Annotated in this window: 15 protein-coding genes; 8 read left to right on the top strand and 7 right to left on the bottom strand. The window is 65.2% G+C overall.

Annotation, left to right across the window (positions count from 1 at the left end):
* The first annotated feature begins 159 nt into the window (after nucleotides 1-159).
* Nucleotides 160-867, top strand: a complete 708-nt coding sequence (locus tag LIG30_RS07325) for a GntR family transcriptional regulator (RefSeq protein WP_051994904.1) — start codon at nucleotides 160-162, stop codon at nucleotides 865-867.
* Nucleotides 868-896: 29 nt separating this feature from the next.
* Here LIG30_RS07325 and LIG30_RS07320 read toward each other — a convergent pair whose 3' ends face one another.
* Complete coding sequence (locus tag LIG30_RS07320; RefSeq protein WP_038710920.1) at nucleotides 897-2,207, bottom strand: MFS transporter; 1,311 nt, start codon at nucleotides 2,205-2,207, stop codon at nucleotides 897-899.
* A gap of 237 nt (nucleotides 2,208-2,444) precedes the next feature.
* Here LIG30_RS07320 and LIG30_RS07315 point away from each other — a divergent pair, with 237 nt between their 5' ends.
* From LIG30_RS07315 to mctP, 6 genes are all read left to right on the top strand, one after another.
* Nucleotides 2,445-3,314, top strand: a complete 870-nt coding sequence (locus LIG30_RS07315; protein WP_152986027.1) for an alpha/beta hydrolase — start codon at nucleotides 2,445-2,447, stop codon at nucleotides 3,312-3,314.
* Nucleotides 3,311-3,715 (top strand): RidA family protein, encoded by a 405-nt coding sequence (locus LIG30_RS07310; RefSeq protein ID WP_038710889.1) that lies wholly within the window; start codon nucleotides 3,311-3,313, stop codon nucleotides 3,713-3,715. The genes LIG30_RS07315 and LIG30_RS07310 overlap by 4 nt, the downstream gene beginning before the upstream one ends.
* Before the next feature lie 405 nt (nucleotides 3,716-4,120).
* Nucleotides 4,121-4,462 (top strand): zinc ribbon domain-containing protein YjdM, encoded by a 342-nt coding sequence (locus tag LIG30_RS07305; RefSeq protein WP_038710888.1) that lies wholly within the window; start codon nucleotides 4,121-4,123, stop codon nucleotides 4,460-4,462.
* 79 nt (nucleotides 4,463-4,541) lie between these two features.
* The gene (locus LIG30_RS07300) at nucleotides 4,542-5,459 is read left to right on the top strand and encodes a spermidine synthase (RefSeq protein WP_038710886.1); all 918 of its coding nucleotides are present in this window, start codon (nucleotides 4,542-4,544) and stop codon (nucleotides 5,457-5,459) included.
* Nucleotides 5,460-5,658: 199 nt separating this feature from the next.
* Nucleotides 5,659-5,901, top strand: a complete 243-nt coding sequence (locus tag LIG30_RS07295; RefSeq protein WP_038710885.1) for a DUF3311 domain-containing protein — start codon at nucleotides 5,659-5,661, stop codon at nucleotides 5,899-5,901.
* Nucleotides 5,898-7,448, top strand: coding sequence for a monocarboxylate uptake permease MctP (mctP, locus tag LIG30_RS07290; RefSeq protein ID WP_038710884.1), 1,551 nt, complete (start codon nucleotides 5,898-5,900; stop codon nucleotides 7,446-7,448). The genes LIG30_RS07295 and mctP overlap by 4 nt, the downstream gene beginning before the upstream one ends.
* Before the next feature lie 137 nt (nucleotides 7,449-7,585).
* On the opposite strand, the gene LIG30_RS07285 is transcribed toward mctP, so the two are convergent.
* The 6 genes from LIG30_RS07285 to LIG30_RS07260 all read right to left on the bottom strand — a co-directional run bounded on the left by LIG30_RS07285 (nucleotide 7,586) and on the right by LIG30_RS07260 (nucleotide 13,367).
* Nucleotides 7,586-8,035 carry a VOC family protein gene (locus LIG30_RS07285; RefSeq protein WP_038710882.1) on the bottom strand — a complete coding sequence of 150 codons (450 nt, stop codon included), beginning with the start codon at nucleotides 8,033-8,035 and terminating at the stop codon, nucleotides 7,586-7,588.
* 303 nt (nucleotides 8,036-8,338) lie between these two features.
* Entirely contained in the window at nucleotides 8,339-9,292 is a 954-nt protein-coding gene (gene tal, locus LIG30_RS07280) for a transaldolase (RefSeq protein ID WP_038710881.1), read from the bottom strand.
* A 154-nt stretch (nucleotides 9,293-9,446) separates the two neighbouring features.
* Nucleotides 9,447-10,655: a benzoate/H(+) symporter BenE family transporter gene (locus LIG30_RS07275; protein ID WP_038710880.1), complete on the bottom strand. Its 1,209-nt coding sequence runs from the start codon at nucleotides 10,653-10,655 to the stop codon at nucleotides 9,447-9,449.
* Between the two features lie 41 nt (nucleotides 10,656-10,696).
* On the bottom strand, nucleotides 10,697-11,872 hold the full coding sequence (locus LIG30_RS07270) for a vWA domain-containing protein (RefSeq protein ID WP_038710879.1): 1,176 nt from the start codon (nucleotides 11,870-11,872) through the stop codon (nucleotides 10,697-10,699).
* Nucleotides 11,873-11,899: 27 nt separating this feature from the next.
* On the bottom strand, nucleotides 11,900-12,487 hold the full coding sequence (locus LIG30_RS07265) for a GNAT family N-acetyltransferase (protein WP_038710878.1): 588 nt from the start codon (nucleotides 12,485-12,487) through the stop codon (nucleotides 11,900-11,902).
* 37 nt (nucleotides 12,488-12,524) lie between these two features.
* The gene (locus LIG30_RS07260) at nucleotides 12,525-13,367 is read right to left on the bottom strand and encodes an AAA family ATPase (RefSeq protein ID WP_038710877.1); all 843 of its coding nucleotides are present in this window, start codon (nucleotides 13,365-13,367) and stop codon (nucleotides 12,525-12,527) included.
* 246 nt (nucleotides 13,368-13,613) lie between these two features.
* Between LIG30_RS07260 and LIG30_RS07255 the strand changes: the two genes are divergently transcribed.
* On the top strand, nucleotides 13,614-13,973 hold the full coding sequence (locus LIG30_RS07255) for a c-type cytochrome (RefSeq protein WP_038710875.1): 360 nt from the start codon (nucleotides 13,614-13,616) through the stop codon (nucleotides 13,971-13,973).
* Nucleotides 13,974-13,985 lie beyond the last annotated feature (12 nt).

Below are 13,985 nucleotides of genomic sequence, written 5' to 3'. Positions count from 1 at the left end.
CGAATAGCGCCGCCACGACGAACTCGGCAATTTATAAATTTTTGTGAATGGGTAAGTTTATTAAAATTTGCAAAAACAAGGGGTTACGCTAAAAATCGACCGAATGTGTATACTGCCGGGCATGAAGATGTCCGTGCCTGGAGATTCGAGGACTGGAACATGATGCAAAGGGCTCAATCACAACAAAGAATCGGGGCAGGTGCCCCGAAGGCCACGCTTTCGGAGCAGGCCCACGAGTACTTGCAGAATGACCTGCTGGCCGGTGCGTTCTCGCCGGGCGAGAAATTGCGTCCCCAGGCGCTTCAGGAGCGATACGGCGTCGGCATCAGTCCCATCCGTGAGGCACTGATGCTGCTCAGCTGCGATGGACTCGTCACGAACGAAGGCCAGCGTGGCTTCAGGGTTGCGGAAGCGTCCCGGGACGATCTTCTGGACATCCTTGACGCTCGAAAGAAGATCGAGACGGAACTTCTCGCCGATGCCATCGAACACGGCGACGAAGAGTGGGGCGCGCAAATCACCGCGGCCTTTTACAAACTGGCACACACACCGCTGCCTGCGGCCGACGATGCCCATGCCGCGACGCGCTGGGAACTTGCGCATCGACGTTTCCACGCTGCGTTAATGAGCGCGGCCCGCTCGAACTGGTTGCGGCGCATCGACGAGCAACTGGTGCGTCACTCCGAGCGATATCGCCGCATGCGATTCGCGGGGCCTGTTCCGAAAGAAGTGTTGGCGCGCGACATCATCAGCGAGCACAAGGCGTTGATGGAAGCCACGCTCGATCGTGAAACCGAGCGTGCGTGCGCGTTGCTGCTCGCGCATATCGATGAAACCGCGAAAGCGGTGGCGCCGTTTCTACCCTGACTCGGTCCCGGGCGGTTCCGGTAGTCGCTTCAGCCTGCCGAGCGCGATGCCGGATGCGATGTCCGGCGCGATGCGCCCGGGAAAGGCAATGAGGCGGCCAGCAGCGCAGCGGCCGCGACGCTGCCAGCCATGAAAAACAGCGCGTTCGAGAAATCGGGCGAATGCCCGCGGATCCAGCCGATCATATACGGACCGAGGAACCCGGAAAATCCGCTGATTACGTTGACCAAAGCAAGCCCTCCGGCCGCGGCCGGTCCCGTCAGGAATGACGAGGGGATCGACCAGAACACGCTCAGCGAGGCGCCGATACCGGCCAGCGCGACACAGACGAAGGCCAGTTCGAGCGTCGCGGTGCCGGCAAGCGCACTCGCGGCCAAACCCAGACTTCCGATCGCCAGCGGAATGGCCAGGTGCCAGCGACGCTCGACAGACCGATCCGAATGCCGGCCGTTCAGGACCATCGTGATGGCGCCCAGCAGAAACGGAAGTGCGCTCAGAAATCCGACCTGGATCGTCGACATTCCGGAAATCTGCTTCACGATCTGCGGCAGCCACAACGTGATGCCGAAGAAGCCGATCCCGACCAGCAGATAGAGCAGGCCGAGCAACCACACGATCGGTTCCCGCAACGCCACGCCCAGCTTTTCCGTACCCATTGCGGCGGCGGATTCCTGGTCCTGTTTCATCTTGTCGATCAGCCAGACACGTTCGGATTCCGAAAGCCATGTCGCGTGGCCGGGTTCGTCCGACAGCGAAAAATAGGTGAACACGCCAAGTGCGATCGCCGGCAACGCCTCCAGGATGAACATCCATTGCCAGCCCGCGATGCCGGCCAGGTCGTTCATCGACATGACGGCGGCGGAGAGCGGTGCACCGATCACGACGGCGATCATGTTGGCAGACATCACTTGCCCGATCGCCCGGGCCCGGTGCTCGGCCGGAAACCAGCGCGTCAGATAGTAGAGGACGCCGGGCAGGAAACCCGCTTCGGCCACGCCGAGAAGGAAGCGGATCACCACGAAGCTCGTCTCGTTGAATATGAACGCCTGCATCGCCGACGCGATGCCCCAGGTGACGATGATTCGTGCCAGCCAGATGCGCGCGCCGAAACGCCGTAGCGCCAGATTGCTGGGGATCTCGAACAGGATGTAGCCGATGAAGAAGATTCCGGCGCCAAAGCCGTAGACTTCAGGCGTGAAATGAAAGGTTTTTGTCAAGTCGAGCGCCGCGAAGCTCACATTGACCCGATCGAGAAAATTCACGAGCCACAGCACGAACAGCAGCGGCACGATCTTGAGTGTCACCTTGCGCATCGCGCTCACGGCAACTGACTGGACCATCATTGTCTCCTGACTGGCGTGTAAGACCTCCACGTGACCGCATGTCCGGGAGGAAGCGTTGTTGTTCCGTCGACGGCACTCCGTCCGACCCGGCGCATTGTTGGTCTGTAAAAATTCAGCGTCAACATAAAATTCGTGCTTTTTATAAATTTCATGTTCCTCTATTATGTGAGGCATGCAAACCTTTCCGCGCCTGCCGCGTGCCTGCGGACGGCGCGAAGACCTTGAGGAACCGAATTGACGCCATCGACGTTGCCGCTCGAAGAGCAGATGCCCCTGCCGACCGCAGAGGCGGAGCTGTATGCCCGCACAGTCCAGTCCTGGGCATTGGAGGTGTCGCCCGGCCTCCCTTCCGAACGCAATGTCGCCTACGGACCGAGCAGGTTCCACCTGTATGACGTCTTCTATCCTCGTGCGGCCGACATGCCGCCCGTCGTCATCTTCTGGCACGGCGGGGGCTGGACAAATGGATACAAGGAGTGGAGCTACTTCATGGCGGAGCATGTGACCCGCCTGGGGGCAACGCTCGTGCTGCCGAACTACCGGCTGGCGCCCGAATTCCGCATGCCGGCTGCCTTTGAAGACTGCGAGCGCCTACTGTGCTCGCTCGCCGCGTCGAGATCGTTCAACGGCGATATGCGCAAGGTCTATGTCGCTGGACATTCGGCCGGCGGTCATTTGGCCACGCTGACGGCACTGCGCTCCAGCCGAAACCGCGAAATTGCGCGGGCAGGCGTCGAGATTCGAGGCGCCGCGCCGATAAGCGGGATCATGGATCTCGCGCATCCGGCTCCCGGTGCCGGGAGCCTGGAGGCGCGAGTGTATGACATGGTGCTCGCGCGAGACGACGACGACGGGGTGTTGAGTCCCGTCTGCTGGGCGGCCGGCAACGAGGTTCCGCTCGTGCTGAGTTACGGTGAATACGATTCGGAACGCGTCATCAGGTCGAATCGGCGCCTGGCTGCATTGCTGGCGTGCCAGTCGGCACCGGTCGCCGCACACGTTGCCGGTGGCCGGAATCATTTCGATACGCATCTTGCGCTGCGTGATCCGGGCGACGACTGGTACACGACGCTGGGCGAACTGATTTGGGGAAATGGACGATGAAGGAAGTGATCGACACCGGTTTGCCTCCGCTCGGCCAGCCTTTTTCGTGGGCGGTGCGCGCAGGATCCCTGGTTTTCACGGCGCACGGTCCGGTCCGGCTCGACGGCACCATCGACACGGGGCCGATCGAGGATCAGGCGCGTTTGACCTTCTCCAATCTGGCGCGCGCAATGAGGGCCGCGGGCGGCTCTCTCGATGATGTGACTCAGGTACAGATCCAGATGACGGACATCGACAGTATGCCGAGCATCGACAGGGTGTACCGGGAGTTCTTTCGCCCACCCTATCCGAACCGTTCGAGCGTGGCCGTGAAGGCGCTCGTCGTGCCCGGTATGAGTATAGAGATCGTCGCTAGCGCAGTGCTGGCGGACCAGGCCGGGGCAACCGTCCCGGGAGATTGACGGGGTGTTTCAACGGCAAGACGCCGGGGTGGTTTGCCGACGCGATGGGCGAAGCGGGGTATCGAACGCTCGTGGTGCCGTCTTTGCGCCCGGCGAACGCTTCGCGCTCTTTCGCTCGGAAGCTGCTGCTTTGGCGGGAAATTCGCTCCTGACTCAATGAAGGGTTTCCTGTCGTCGTGCAGCGGCAACCTGATCCGAACATCGGATCCGTTCCGGCTCGCTGGTAATCGCTTGTGGTCGTCGCTCGCGAGTACAAGCGGGATGCGATGCCGCCGATCTGACCGTCAGGCATCCTGAAAGCCGGCGCTCTTGCCCGGCCCCGGACACGCGCTGCGCCGGCCCCGCCATCGCACAGCGGTATACTTCCGTCCTTTCATTGCCTTTTTCTGGCGTCAAGGATTTCAAATGAGCGCACTGCCTCCCTGTCCGAAATGCAACTCCGAGTTCACGTACGAAGACGGCGGCGTCTACATCTGCCCGGAGTGCGCACATGAATGGTCGGCGCAAGCTGCCGCGACGACCGAAACGTCCGAACGTGTCTATCGCGATTCGGCCGGCAACGTCCTGCAGGACGGCGATACCGTCACGGTCATCAAGGACCTGAAGCTGAAGGGCGGCGGCGGCGTGGTCAAGATGGGCACCAAGGTCAAGAACATCCGTCTGGTGGACAGCGACCACGACATCGATTGCAAGATCGACGGCTTCGGCTCGATGAGCCTGAAATCGGAGTTCGTCCGCAAGGCGTAACGTCGTGCGCGGCGCATGACCGGCGGCGGCAGGCCTGCCCCGGTTCGCCCGCATTGTTCCATTAGTGCGAGATTCATTCATGACCCGATTGATCAAGCGCGCGTCCGCCGAGGCGCGCGCATTCGAACGCAGCGAGCCGTCGTCGTACAACGGTTCCTCAAAGCTCAAGACGCCGCGCGTGAAGCGCCGCACCGAAATCGACGCGCACGACGAGGTGCCGGTGCTCGAGGCGCCGCGCAAGCCGCGTTTCGCGCCGGTGACGTTCTCCGAGGAGCGCGGCGTGCGCTACCTGCATTTCGGCACCGAGTGGGTGCAGGGCGCGATGCGGCTCTCGAAACCGCTTCACATCGAGCTGGAATACGCGCAGCAGATGATGGCGTGGCTGCTGTTCCTCGAAACGCCCGAGCGGATCGTTCAGCTCGGGCTCGGCACGGGTGCGTTGACCAAGTTCTCGCATCGCTTCCTGCCGCGCGCGCGCGTCGAGGCGGTCGAGCTGAACCCGGCCGTGATCGTCGCGGCGCGCACGATGTTCGAGCTGCAGCCCGACGATGCGCGCCTGACCGTCCACGAAGCGGACGCCTGGGACTTCGTCAACGATCCGGCCAACCGCGGCACGACGGGCGCGATGCAGATCGACCTGTACGATGCGACCGCGCGCGGCCCGGTGCTCGACAGCGTCGCGTTCTACCGCGCGGTGCGCGGCTGTCTCGCCGACGCGGGCATCGCGACGATCAACCTGTTCGGCGATCACCCGAGCTTCGTGCGCAACATGAAGCACCTGAACGCGGCGTTCGACAACCGCGTGATCGCGCTGCCGGAAGTGCATGACGGCAATCGCATCGCGCTCGCGTTCTCCGGCCCGCCGCTCGAGGTCACGTTCGCGCAGCTCGACGCGCGCGCAAAGCTGCTCGAGGAGCAGTTGCACCTGCCCGCCCGCTCGTGGGTGAAGGCGCTGAAAGCGTCGGTCGAGCCGCGCGCGAAGACGTTCTCGATCTGACGCCTCATGCGCCGGCCGCACGCCGGCGCGCGCGCATCACGGGGACGGACCGCTCCGGGTTCGTCCCTGCTTGACCGCACCGATGCGGCTCCTATACTGGCCCGATGCCAGGGGAGCCGCAGCTTACCCGTTTCGTCGCTCCTCTCGCGCCGCCGTACCCGTTCACACAATCGATAATCGGGAATGTTGAGGAGACGTCATGGCTCACGATGCCGACGCCAACCAGGCCGCCAAGCGCTGGCTCTGGCTGCTGGTCCTGCCGCTGGTCGCGATGGTCTGGGTGCCGTCGTACAGCAAGATCGAACCGCAATGGTTCGGCTTTCCGTTCTTCTACTGGTATCAGCTCCTGTGGGTCTTCATTAGCGCGGTGATCACGGCGCTCGTGTACTTCAAGACGAAAAACTGCTGGAAGGCGGGCAGCCCGCAGGGAGACGGCCGATGAATCGCGCCGCGACCTTCGTCTTCGTGCTGTTCTTCGTCGGGGTGACGATCATCGGCTTTCTCGCCGCGAACTGGCGGCGCGGCAATCTCGCCCATCTCGACGAGTGGGGGCTCGGCGGCCGGCGCTTCGGCACGATCGTCACCTGGTTCCTGCTCGGCGGCGACCTCTATACCGCGTACACGTTCATCGCGGTGCCGGCGCTCGTGTTCGGCGCGGGCGCGATGGGTTTCTTCGCGCTGCCTTACACGATCCTCATCTATCCGTTCGCGTTCGTCGTGTTCCCGAAGCTGTGGAGCATCGCGAAGCGCCACGGCTACGTGACGGCCGCCGACTTCGTCAACGCGCGTTACGGCAGCCGCACGCTCGCGCTCGCGGTCGCGGTGACGGGCATCGTCGCGACGATGCCGTACATCGCGCTGCAGCTGGTCGGCATCGAGGTCGTGATCGGCGCGCTCGGCTTCGACACGAAAGGCTTCGTCGGCGACCTGCCGCTGATCATCGCGTTCGCGATCCTCGCCGCGTACACCTACACGTCCGGCCTGCGCGCGCCCGCGATGATCGCAATCGTCAAGGACATCCTGATCTACATCACGATCGGCGCGGCGGTCGTCGTGATTCCGGCGAAGCTCGGCGGCTTCGGGCACATCTTCGCCAGCGTGCCGAGCGCGAAACTGCTGCTGAAGGCGCCGGATGCGGCGAGCCTGAACGGCTATAGCGCGTACATGACCCTCGCGGTCGGCTCCGCGCTCGCGCTGTTCCTGTATCCGCACTCGATCACGGCGATCCTGTCGTCGTCGTCGGGCAACACGATCCGCCGCAACATGGCGTTGCTGCCCGCCTATTCGTTCGTGCTCGGCCTGCTCGCGCTGCTCGGCTACATGGCGCTCGCGTCGGGCGTGAAGGACATGCCGCAATACGCGCCGTACTTCAAGGCGTTCGGCCCGAATTTCGCGGTGCCCGCGCTGTTCCTGGAGTTCTTCCCGCCGTGGTTCGTCGGCGTCGCGTTCGCGGCGATCGGCATCGGCGCGCTGGTGCCGGCGGCGATCATGTCGATCGCGGCCGCCAACCTCTACACGCGCAACATCCACCGCGAGTTCGTCAACCGCAACATGACGCACGAGCAGGAGACCAACGTCGCCAAGCTGGCGTCGCTGATCGTCAAGGTCGGCGCGGTCGCATTCATCCTCGGACTGCCGCTGACCTACGCGATCCAGCTGCAGCTGCTCGGCGGCATCTGGATCATCCAGACGCTGCCCGCGATCGTCCTCGGCCTCTATACGCGCATCCTCGACTATCGCGGCCTGCTGCTCGGCTGGGTGGCCGGCCTCGTGTGCGGCACGTGGATGGCGATCTCGCTGAAGCTCGCGGGTTCGATCTTCACCGTGCATCTGTTCGGCTATGCGATCCCCGGCTATGCGGCGGTCTGGTCGCTGATCGTGAACCTCGTCGTCGCGATCGTCGTGAGCGTGCTCGTGCGGGTCCTCGGCATGGCGCATGCGGAAGATCGCACGCGTCCGGAGGACTATCTCGACGTCGTCGAGAGCTGATGCGCGGCGCGTGCGGCGCCGTCACGCGCCGCGCGCAAATGACAATCCCCACGCAGCGTCGTCCACTGCGTGGGGATCGGCCTGACCTTCTCATCAACGCCCGTCGCGTTGCGGCAACGGGCGTTCGTGCGCCGGCGTTACTGCGCGTGCTTCGCGAGCGCCTCGCGCTGGGATACGTCCTCGACGTTGATCATCCACTGCACGCCGAAGCGGTCCTTCAGCATGCCGAAGCCGAGCGCCCAGAAGGTCTTCTGATAGGGCATTGTCACTTCGCCGCCGTCGGCGAGGGCGGTGAACACCTTCTGGCCCTCTTCGGCGGTCGCCGGGTTCAGCGACAGCGAATAGCCGGAGTGTGTGCCGGACGGATTGCTGCAGTCGCCGTCCGAGCACATCAGCATCGACTCGCCGATCGTGAAGCTCGCGTGCATGACCTTGTCCGCCAGTTCGGGCATGGCGGGGCGGTTCGGGTCGGGCGGCGCGTCCTTGAAGCGCATCATGAACATCGTCTTCGCGCCGAGCGCTTTCTCGTAAAACTTCAATGCGGCCTCGGTCTGGCCGTAAAAGCACAGATACGGTTGTACTTGCATTGACGTCTCCTGTCGAACAGATGTCGACCGAACCCGGCGCTTCAGCGCCTGGCGCGGTTCCGTGCAAAGCGGTTAGCGCGGGTGTCGACCGGCGTTCGTGCACGGGCACGTGCTCCGGTTCCGCGCATCGCGCTCTGGACTCTTGCAACGTTGACTGACTGGGACGGGCGCGCCGGGAAGCGGCCGGCGCGCCCGTGACGTGGATTGTAGTGCGCCGCGTCGACGGCCGGATGAAAAATAAAACGGCCGCGAACACGCGGTTCGCGGCCGTGGGGGGCGTTGTCGCAGCCGCCTGCCGGCGGGTCAGCGCAGCGCGTCGATCATCTTCTCGAGCTTCACCGCGTCGGCGGAGAACAGGCGGATGCCTTCGGCCAGCTTCTCGGTCGCCATCGCGTCGTCGTTCAACTGGAAGCGGAACGACGCTTCATCGGTCGCGACGCGCACCGCACGCGCATCGCCGCGCGCGTCCGGCGACAGCTTGCGCGTGACGGCTTCCGTGCTGTCCTGCAGCTTCTGCAGCAAATCGGGACTGATGGTCAGCAGGTCGCAGCCGGCCAGCTCGACGATCTGGCTCGTCGTGCGGAAGCTCGCGCCCATCACCTCGGTGTCGTAGCCGAAGGTCTTGTAGTACGTGTAGATGCCGCGCACCGACTGCACGCCCGGATCGTTCGCGCCGCCGTTCTTCACGTCATCCCAGTCGGCGCCGGCCTGCTTCTTGTACCAGTCGTAGATGCGGCCGACGAACGGCGAGATCAGCTGCGCGCCGGCTTCCGCGCACGCGGCCGCCTGCACCAGCGAGAAAAGCAGGGTCATGTTGCATTTGATGCCTTCCTTCTGCAGGATCCCGGCCGCGCGAATCCCTTCCCAGGTCGATGCGAGCTTGATCAGCACGCGTTCGCGGCCGATGCCGGCTGCTTCGTACAGCTTGATGATCTCGTGCGCCTTGTCGACCGAGCGCTGCGTGTCGAACGACAGGCGCGCATCGACCTCGGTCGACACGCGGCCCGGGATCAGCTTGAGGATCTCGGTGCCGAACGCGATCAGCAGGCGGTCGATGATGAAGTCGGCGCTTTCGCCGCGATGGTCGCGGACGGTCTTTTCGAGAACCGGCCGGTAGGCATCCTTCTGGACCGCCTTCAGGATCAGCGACGGGTTCGTGGTCGCGTCCTGCGGCTTGTACTGCGCGAGCTGCTGGAAATCGCCCGTGTCGGCGACGACGGTGGTGTACTGCTTCAGCTGGTCGAGTGCGGTAGTCATGGCGAATCGAGAAGAGGGCGCGGCGCGCCGGGGTTCCCCAGGGGCCGCGCGAGCGCGGCGGCGAAGCGAGGCGGCGCGGGGCGCGCCGCCTTCGATGCACTATTCTAGGCCCGAAAGACGGCACGCACGTGGCGTGCGCCGGGCCGTCGCGGCGTCACGCGGGGCGCCGCGCGTTGAGGATCACCTGCGTGACGATCCCGGCGACGAGGCCCCAGAACGCGGAGCCGATCGACAGCAGCGTGAGGCCCGATGCGGTGACCATGAACGTGACGAGCGCCGCTTCGCGCTGCTTCACATCGTGCATCGCGTTCGCGAGGCCGCTCATGATCGAGCCGAACAGCGCGAGCGCGGCGACCGACACGACGAGCGCCTTCGGCAGCGCCGCGAACAGCGCGGCGATCGTCGCGCCGAAGATCCCGGCGATCAGGTAGAAGGTGCCGCACCACACCGCGGCGGTATAGCGCTTCGAGCGATCCTCGTGCGCTTCCGGCCCGGTGCAGATCGCCGCGGTGATCGCCGCGAGGTTGACGCCGTGCGAGCCGAACGGCGCGAGCACGAGCGACGCGAGGCCGGTCGTCGCGATCAGCGGCGACGACGGCGTGTGATAGCCGTCCGCGCGCAGCACCGCGATGCCGGGCACGTTCTGCGACGCCATCGCGACGACGAACAGCGGGATGCCGATGCTGACGATCGACGCGACCGAGAACGCCGGCATCGTGAACACCGGCTGCGCGAGCGCGACGTGGAAGCGGCTGAAGTCGAGCAGGCCCAGGAAGCCGGCCATCGCGGTGCCGGCCGCGAGCGTCGTGACGATCGCGTAGCGGGGCGCGGCGCGCTTCACGATCAGGTAGGTGAAGAACATCACGAGCACGAGCGCGGTCTGGAATTGCGCGGCGCGGAAGATCTCGATGCCGATCTCGAACAGGATGCCGGCGAGCAGCGCGGCGGCGATGCCGGCGGGAATCCGGCGCATCAGCGTGTCGAACAGGCCGCTCACGCCGACCGCGGTCAGCAGCAGCGCGCACACGATGAACGCGCCGATCGCTTCCGCGTACGGGACGCCGGGCAGCGACGCGATCAGCAGCGCCGCGCCGGGCGTCGACCATGCGACGACGACGGGCGCGCGAAAGCGCAGCGACAGGCCGATCGTGGTGAGCGCCATGCCGATCGACAGCGCCCAGATCCACGACGAGATCTGCGCATCGGTGAGGTGCGCGGCGCGGCCGGCCTGGAACATCAGCACGAGCGAGCTGGTGTAGCCCGTCATCATCGCGACGAAGCCGGCGACGAGCGCCGAGACCGAGGTGTCCGCAAGGAAACGACCGCTCGCGCGGCCCGCGCTCGCGGTGGACGACTGATTCATGCCTCTCTCCATGATTGACCGCCGCTATTGTGCGGCAGCCATTATTTGCTGAGCGTGCGCATCGCGGTTTCGAGACCGGCGAGCGTGAGCGGGTACATGCGCTGGCCGAGCAGGTCGCGGATGATCGCGATCGACTGCCGGTATTCCCACAGCCGCTCGGGCTCGGGATTGAGCCACACGTGATGCGGGAACTGGTCGGCGAGCCGCCGCAGCCACGCGGCGCCCGGCTCCGCGTTGTTGTATTCGACCGAGCCGCCCCGCTGCAGCACCTCGTAGGGGCTCATCGTCGCGTCGCCGACGAAGATCAGCTTGTAGTCGGGCGTGAACTTGTGCAGCACGTCCCAGGTCGGCGTGCGCTCCGCGTGGCGGCGCCGGTTGTGCTTCCACAGGTAGTCGTACACGCAGTTGTGGAAGTAGTAGAACTCGAGGTGCTTGAACTCCGCCTTCGCCGCCGAGAACAGTTCCTCGGTGCGCTGGATGTGGTCGTCCATCGAGCCGCCGACGTCGAGCAGCATCAGCACCTTCACGTTGTTGTGGCGCTCGGGCACCATCCGGAGGTCGAGCCAGCCCGCGTTCGCCGCGGTGCTGCGGATCGTGCCGGGCAGGTCGAGCTCCTCGGCCGCGCCCTCGCGCGCGAAGCGGCGCAGCCGCCGCAGCGCGACCTTGATGTTGCGCGTGCCGATCTCGACCGAATCGTCGTAGTCGCGGAACGCGCGCGCCTCCCAGACCTTCACGGCGGTGCGATGCCCCGCCGACGGCCCGCCGATGCGGATGCCTTCCGGGTTGTAGCCGCCGTGGCCGAACGGCGACGTGCCGCCGGTGCCGATCCACTTGTTGCCGCCTTCGTGGCGTTCCTTCTGCTCGTCGAGCAGTTGCTTGAGGCGCTCCATCAGCTTGTCGAGGCCGCCCATCGCGTCGATCTGCGCCTTTTCCTCCGGGCTCAGCTCGCGCTGCAGGCGCTTTTCGAGCCAGTCGAGCGGAATCTCGAACGCGTCGGACGGCAGCGCCGACACGCCGTGGAAATACGCGCCGAACGCCTGGTCGAACTTGTCGAAATGCTGCTCGTCCTTCACGAGCGTCATGCGCGCGAGATAGTAGAACGCGTCGATCGACGGCGCGATGAGCCCGGCCTTCAGCGATTCGAGCAGCGTCAGGTATTCCTTCACCGAAACGGGCAGCCTGGCGGCGCGCAGCGCGTAGAAGAAATTGAGCAGCATGGCCGTGCCTTTCCGGTGGGCGCGCGGTCAGCGCGCGAGCTTCAGTTTCAGGTTCGCGCGCACGGCCGGCCACTCGGTCGGCAGGATCGAGAACACGACAGTGTCGCGCAGCTCGCCTTCGCGGCCGATCTGGTGATTGCGCAGGATGCCGTCCTGCTTCGCGCCGAGCCGCGCGATCGCGGCGCGCGACGCGTGGTTCATGAAATGCGTGCGGAACTCGACGGCGATCGCGCCGAGCGTGTCGAACGCATGGCCGAGCAGCAGCAGCTTCGCCTCGGTGTTGAGCGCGGAGCGCTGCACGCGCTGCGCGTAGAAGGTGGTGCCGATCTCGAGGCGGTGGTTCTTCTCGTCGACGTTCATGTAGCGCGTGGAGCCGACGATCTCGCCCGACGTGTCGCGCACGACGAACGGGCACCAGCCTTGCTCGTCGCGCTGCTTCAGCGCGGTTTCGACATACGTGCGTTCCTCGCCCGGCGCGGGGATGGCCGTGTACCAGAGTTTCCACAGCTCGCCGTCGGCGGCTGCCGCGGCGATGCCCGGAACGTGGTCGAGCGTCAGCGGCTCGAGCCGGACGTGGCGGCCTTCGAGTGCGACGGGTTCGATCCAGCGGCTCATGCGTGTCTCCTCGATGAAGGTGGCGGGGCGGCCCGGCTCAGCGGTTGTGCCGGTTCATGTAGACGAGCCGCTCGAACAGGCTCAGGTCCTGCTCGTTCTTCAGCAGCGCGCCCGCGAGCGGCGGCACGATCTGCTTGCGGTCGGCGCCGCGCAGCGCGTCGGGCGGGATGTTCTCGGCGAGCAGGAGCTTCAGCCAGTCGAGCAGTTCCGACGTCGACGGCTTCTTCTTGAGGCCGGACACGCCGCGCAGCTCGAAGAAGCTTTCGAGCGCGGCCTGCAGCAGCTCCTCGCGGATGTTCGGGTAGTGGACCGCGACGATCTGCTGCATCGTCGACGGATCGGGAAACTGGATGTAGTGGAAGAAGCAGCGGCGCAGGAACGCGTCGGGCAGCTCCTTCTCGTTGTTCGACGTGATGATCACGAGCGGGCGGTGCTTCGCGCGCACCGTCTCGCGGGTCTCGTAGACGTGGAATTCCATCCGGTCGAGCTCGCGCAGCAGGTCGTTCGGGAATTCGATGTCGGCCTTGTCGATCTCGTCGATCAGCAGCACGCTCGGGTGATCGGCATCGAACGCCTGCCACAGCACGCCCTTGACGATGTAGTTCGCGATGTCCTTCACGCGCGCGTCGCCGAGCTGCGAATCGCGCAGCCGCGACACCGCGTCGTATTCGTACAGGCCCTGCTGCGCCTTCGTCGTCGACTTGATGTGCCACTGCAGCAGCGGCATGCCGAGCGCCGCGGCGACCTCCTCGGCGAGCATGGTCTTGCCGGTGCCGGGCTCGCCCTTGATGAGGAGCGGGCGTTGCAGCGTCAGTGCGGCGTTGACCGCGAGCTTCAGATCGTCGGTGGCGACGTACTGCGAGGACCCTTCGAAACGCATGGCGGCGCTCTTTTCGCGAAAAAAAGCCCAGTATAAGTCAGAAGGGCGGCGCGGTCGGCACGCGCGCGCAGCGCAGCGCGGCGGGGCAGGGCCGAGGCGGGCGCCCGGGCGCGATGTGGACGCCTTCCCCGCCGACGCGGTACAATCTGGCCGTTTTTTTGGCCTGCGTGGCGACCCGATAAGCAAAACGGCGCGGGCCGTTGCCGCTTAGGCGCCAGTTTCCCCTCAAGCTAGGTTACAAGAGCTATGAACAAATTCGTCGGCAAACATGTCGTTGTCGCAGCGCTCGTGGCGCTCGCGGGCAGCGCGCAGGCGGCCGGTGTGGTCGGCAACCCGAAGGACGGGGCGAGCAAGGCCGCCATGTGCATCGGCTGTCACGGCATCGCCGGCTACCGCGTGGCGTACCCGGAGGTCTACCGGGTGCCCATCCTCGGCGGCCAGAACCAGCAATACCTCGAGAACGCGCTGCAAGCCTACCGCAAGAAGGATCGTCACTTCCCGTCGATGAACGCGATCGCAGGATCGCTGACGGATCAGGACATCGCCGATCTGGCGGCCTACTACGCCGCGCAGAAACCCGACTCGAAGGACAATCCCTACAAGTAAGCGTCGCGCTTG

This window comes from Burkholderia sp. lig30, from assembly GCF_000687455.2.
Lineage (GTDB): Bacteria > Pseudomonadota > Gammaproteobacteria > Burkholderiales > Burkholderiaceae > Burkholderia.
This window is presented reverse-complemented; position numbering and strand designations above follow the sequence as displayed.

Bases quoted from the DNA above. Each gene is read 5' to 3' on its own strand.
- LIG30_RS07260 (WP_038710877.1), bottom strand. From the start codon at position 13,367: ATGCGTTTCGAAGGGTCCTCGCAGTACGTCGCCACCGACGATCTGAAG.
- LIG30_RS07265 (WP_038710878.1), bottom strand. From the start codon at position 12,487: ATGAGCCGCTGGATCGAACCCGTCGCACTCGAAGGCCGCCACGTCCGG.
- LIG30_RS07295 (WP_038710885.1), top strand. From the start codon at position 5,659: ATGGCTCACGATGCCGACGCCAACCAGGCCGCCAAGCGCTGGCTCTGG.
- LIG30_RS07310 (WP_038710889.1), top strand. From the start codon at position 3,311: ATGAAGGAAGTGATCGACACCGGTTTGCCTCCGCTCGGCCAGCCTTTT.
- mctP (WP_038710884.1), top strand. From the start codon at position 5,898: ATGAATCGCGCCGCGACCTTCGTCTTCGTGCTGTTCTTCGTCGGGGTG.
- tal (WP_038710881.1), bottom strand. From the start codon at position 9,292: ATGACTACCGCACTCGACCAGCTGAAGCAGTACACCACCGTCGTCGCC.
- LIG30_RS07270 (WP_038710879.1), bottom strand. From the start codon at position 11,872: ATGCTGCTCAATTTCTTCTACGCGCTGCGCGCCGCCAGGCTGCCCGTT.
- LIG30_RS07300 (WP_038710886.1), top strand. From the start codon at position 4,542: ATGACCCGATTGATCAAGCGCGCGTCCGCCGAGGCGCGCGCATTCGAA.
- LIG30_RS07320 (WP_038710920.1), bottom strand. From the start codon at position 2,207: ATGGTCCAGTCAGTTGCCGTGAGCGCGATGCGCAAGGTGACACTCAAG.
- LIG30_RS07255 (WP_038710875.1), top strand. From the start codon at position 13,614: ATGAACAAATTCGTCGGCAAACATGTCGTTGTCGCAGCGCTCGTGGCG.
- LIG30_RS07325 (WP_051994904.1), top strand. From the start codon at position 160: ATGATGCAAAGGGCTCAATCACAACAAAGAATCGGGGCAGGTGCCCCG.
- LIG30_RS07275 (WP_038710880.1), bottom strand. From the start codon at position 10,655: ATGAATCAGTCGTCCACCGCGAGCGCGGGCCGCGCGAGCGGTCGTTTC.
- LIG30_RS07285 (WP_038710882.1), bottom strand. From the start codon at position 8,035: ATGCAAGTACAACCGTATCTGTGCTTTTACGGCCAGACCGAGGCCGCA.
- LIG30_RS07305 (WP_038710888.1), top strand. From the start codon at position 4,121: ATGAGCGCACTGCCTCCCTGTCCGAAATGCAACTCCGAGTTCACGTAC.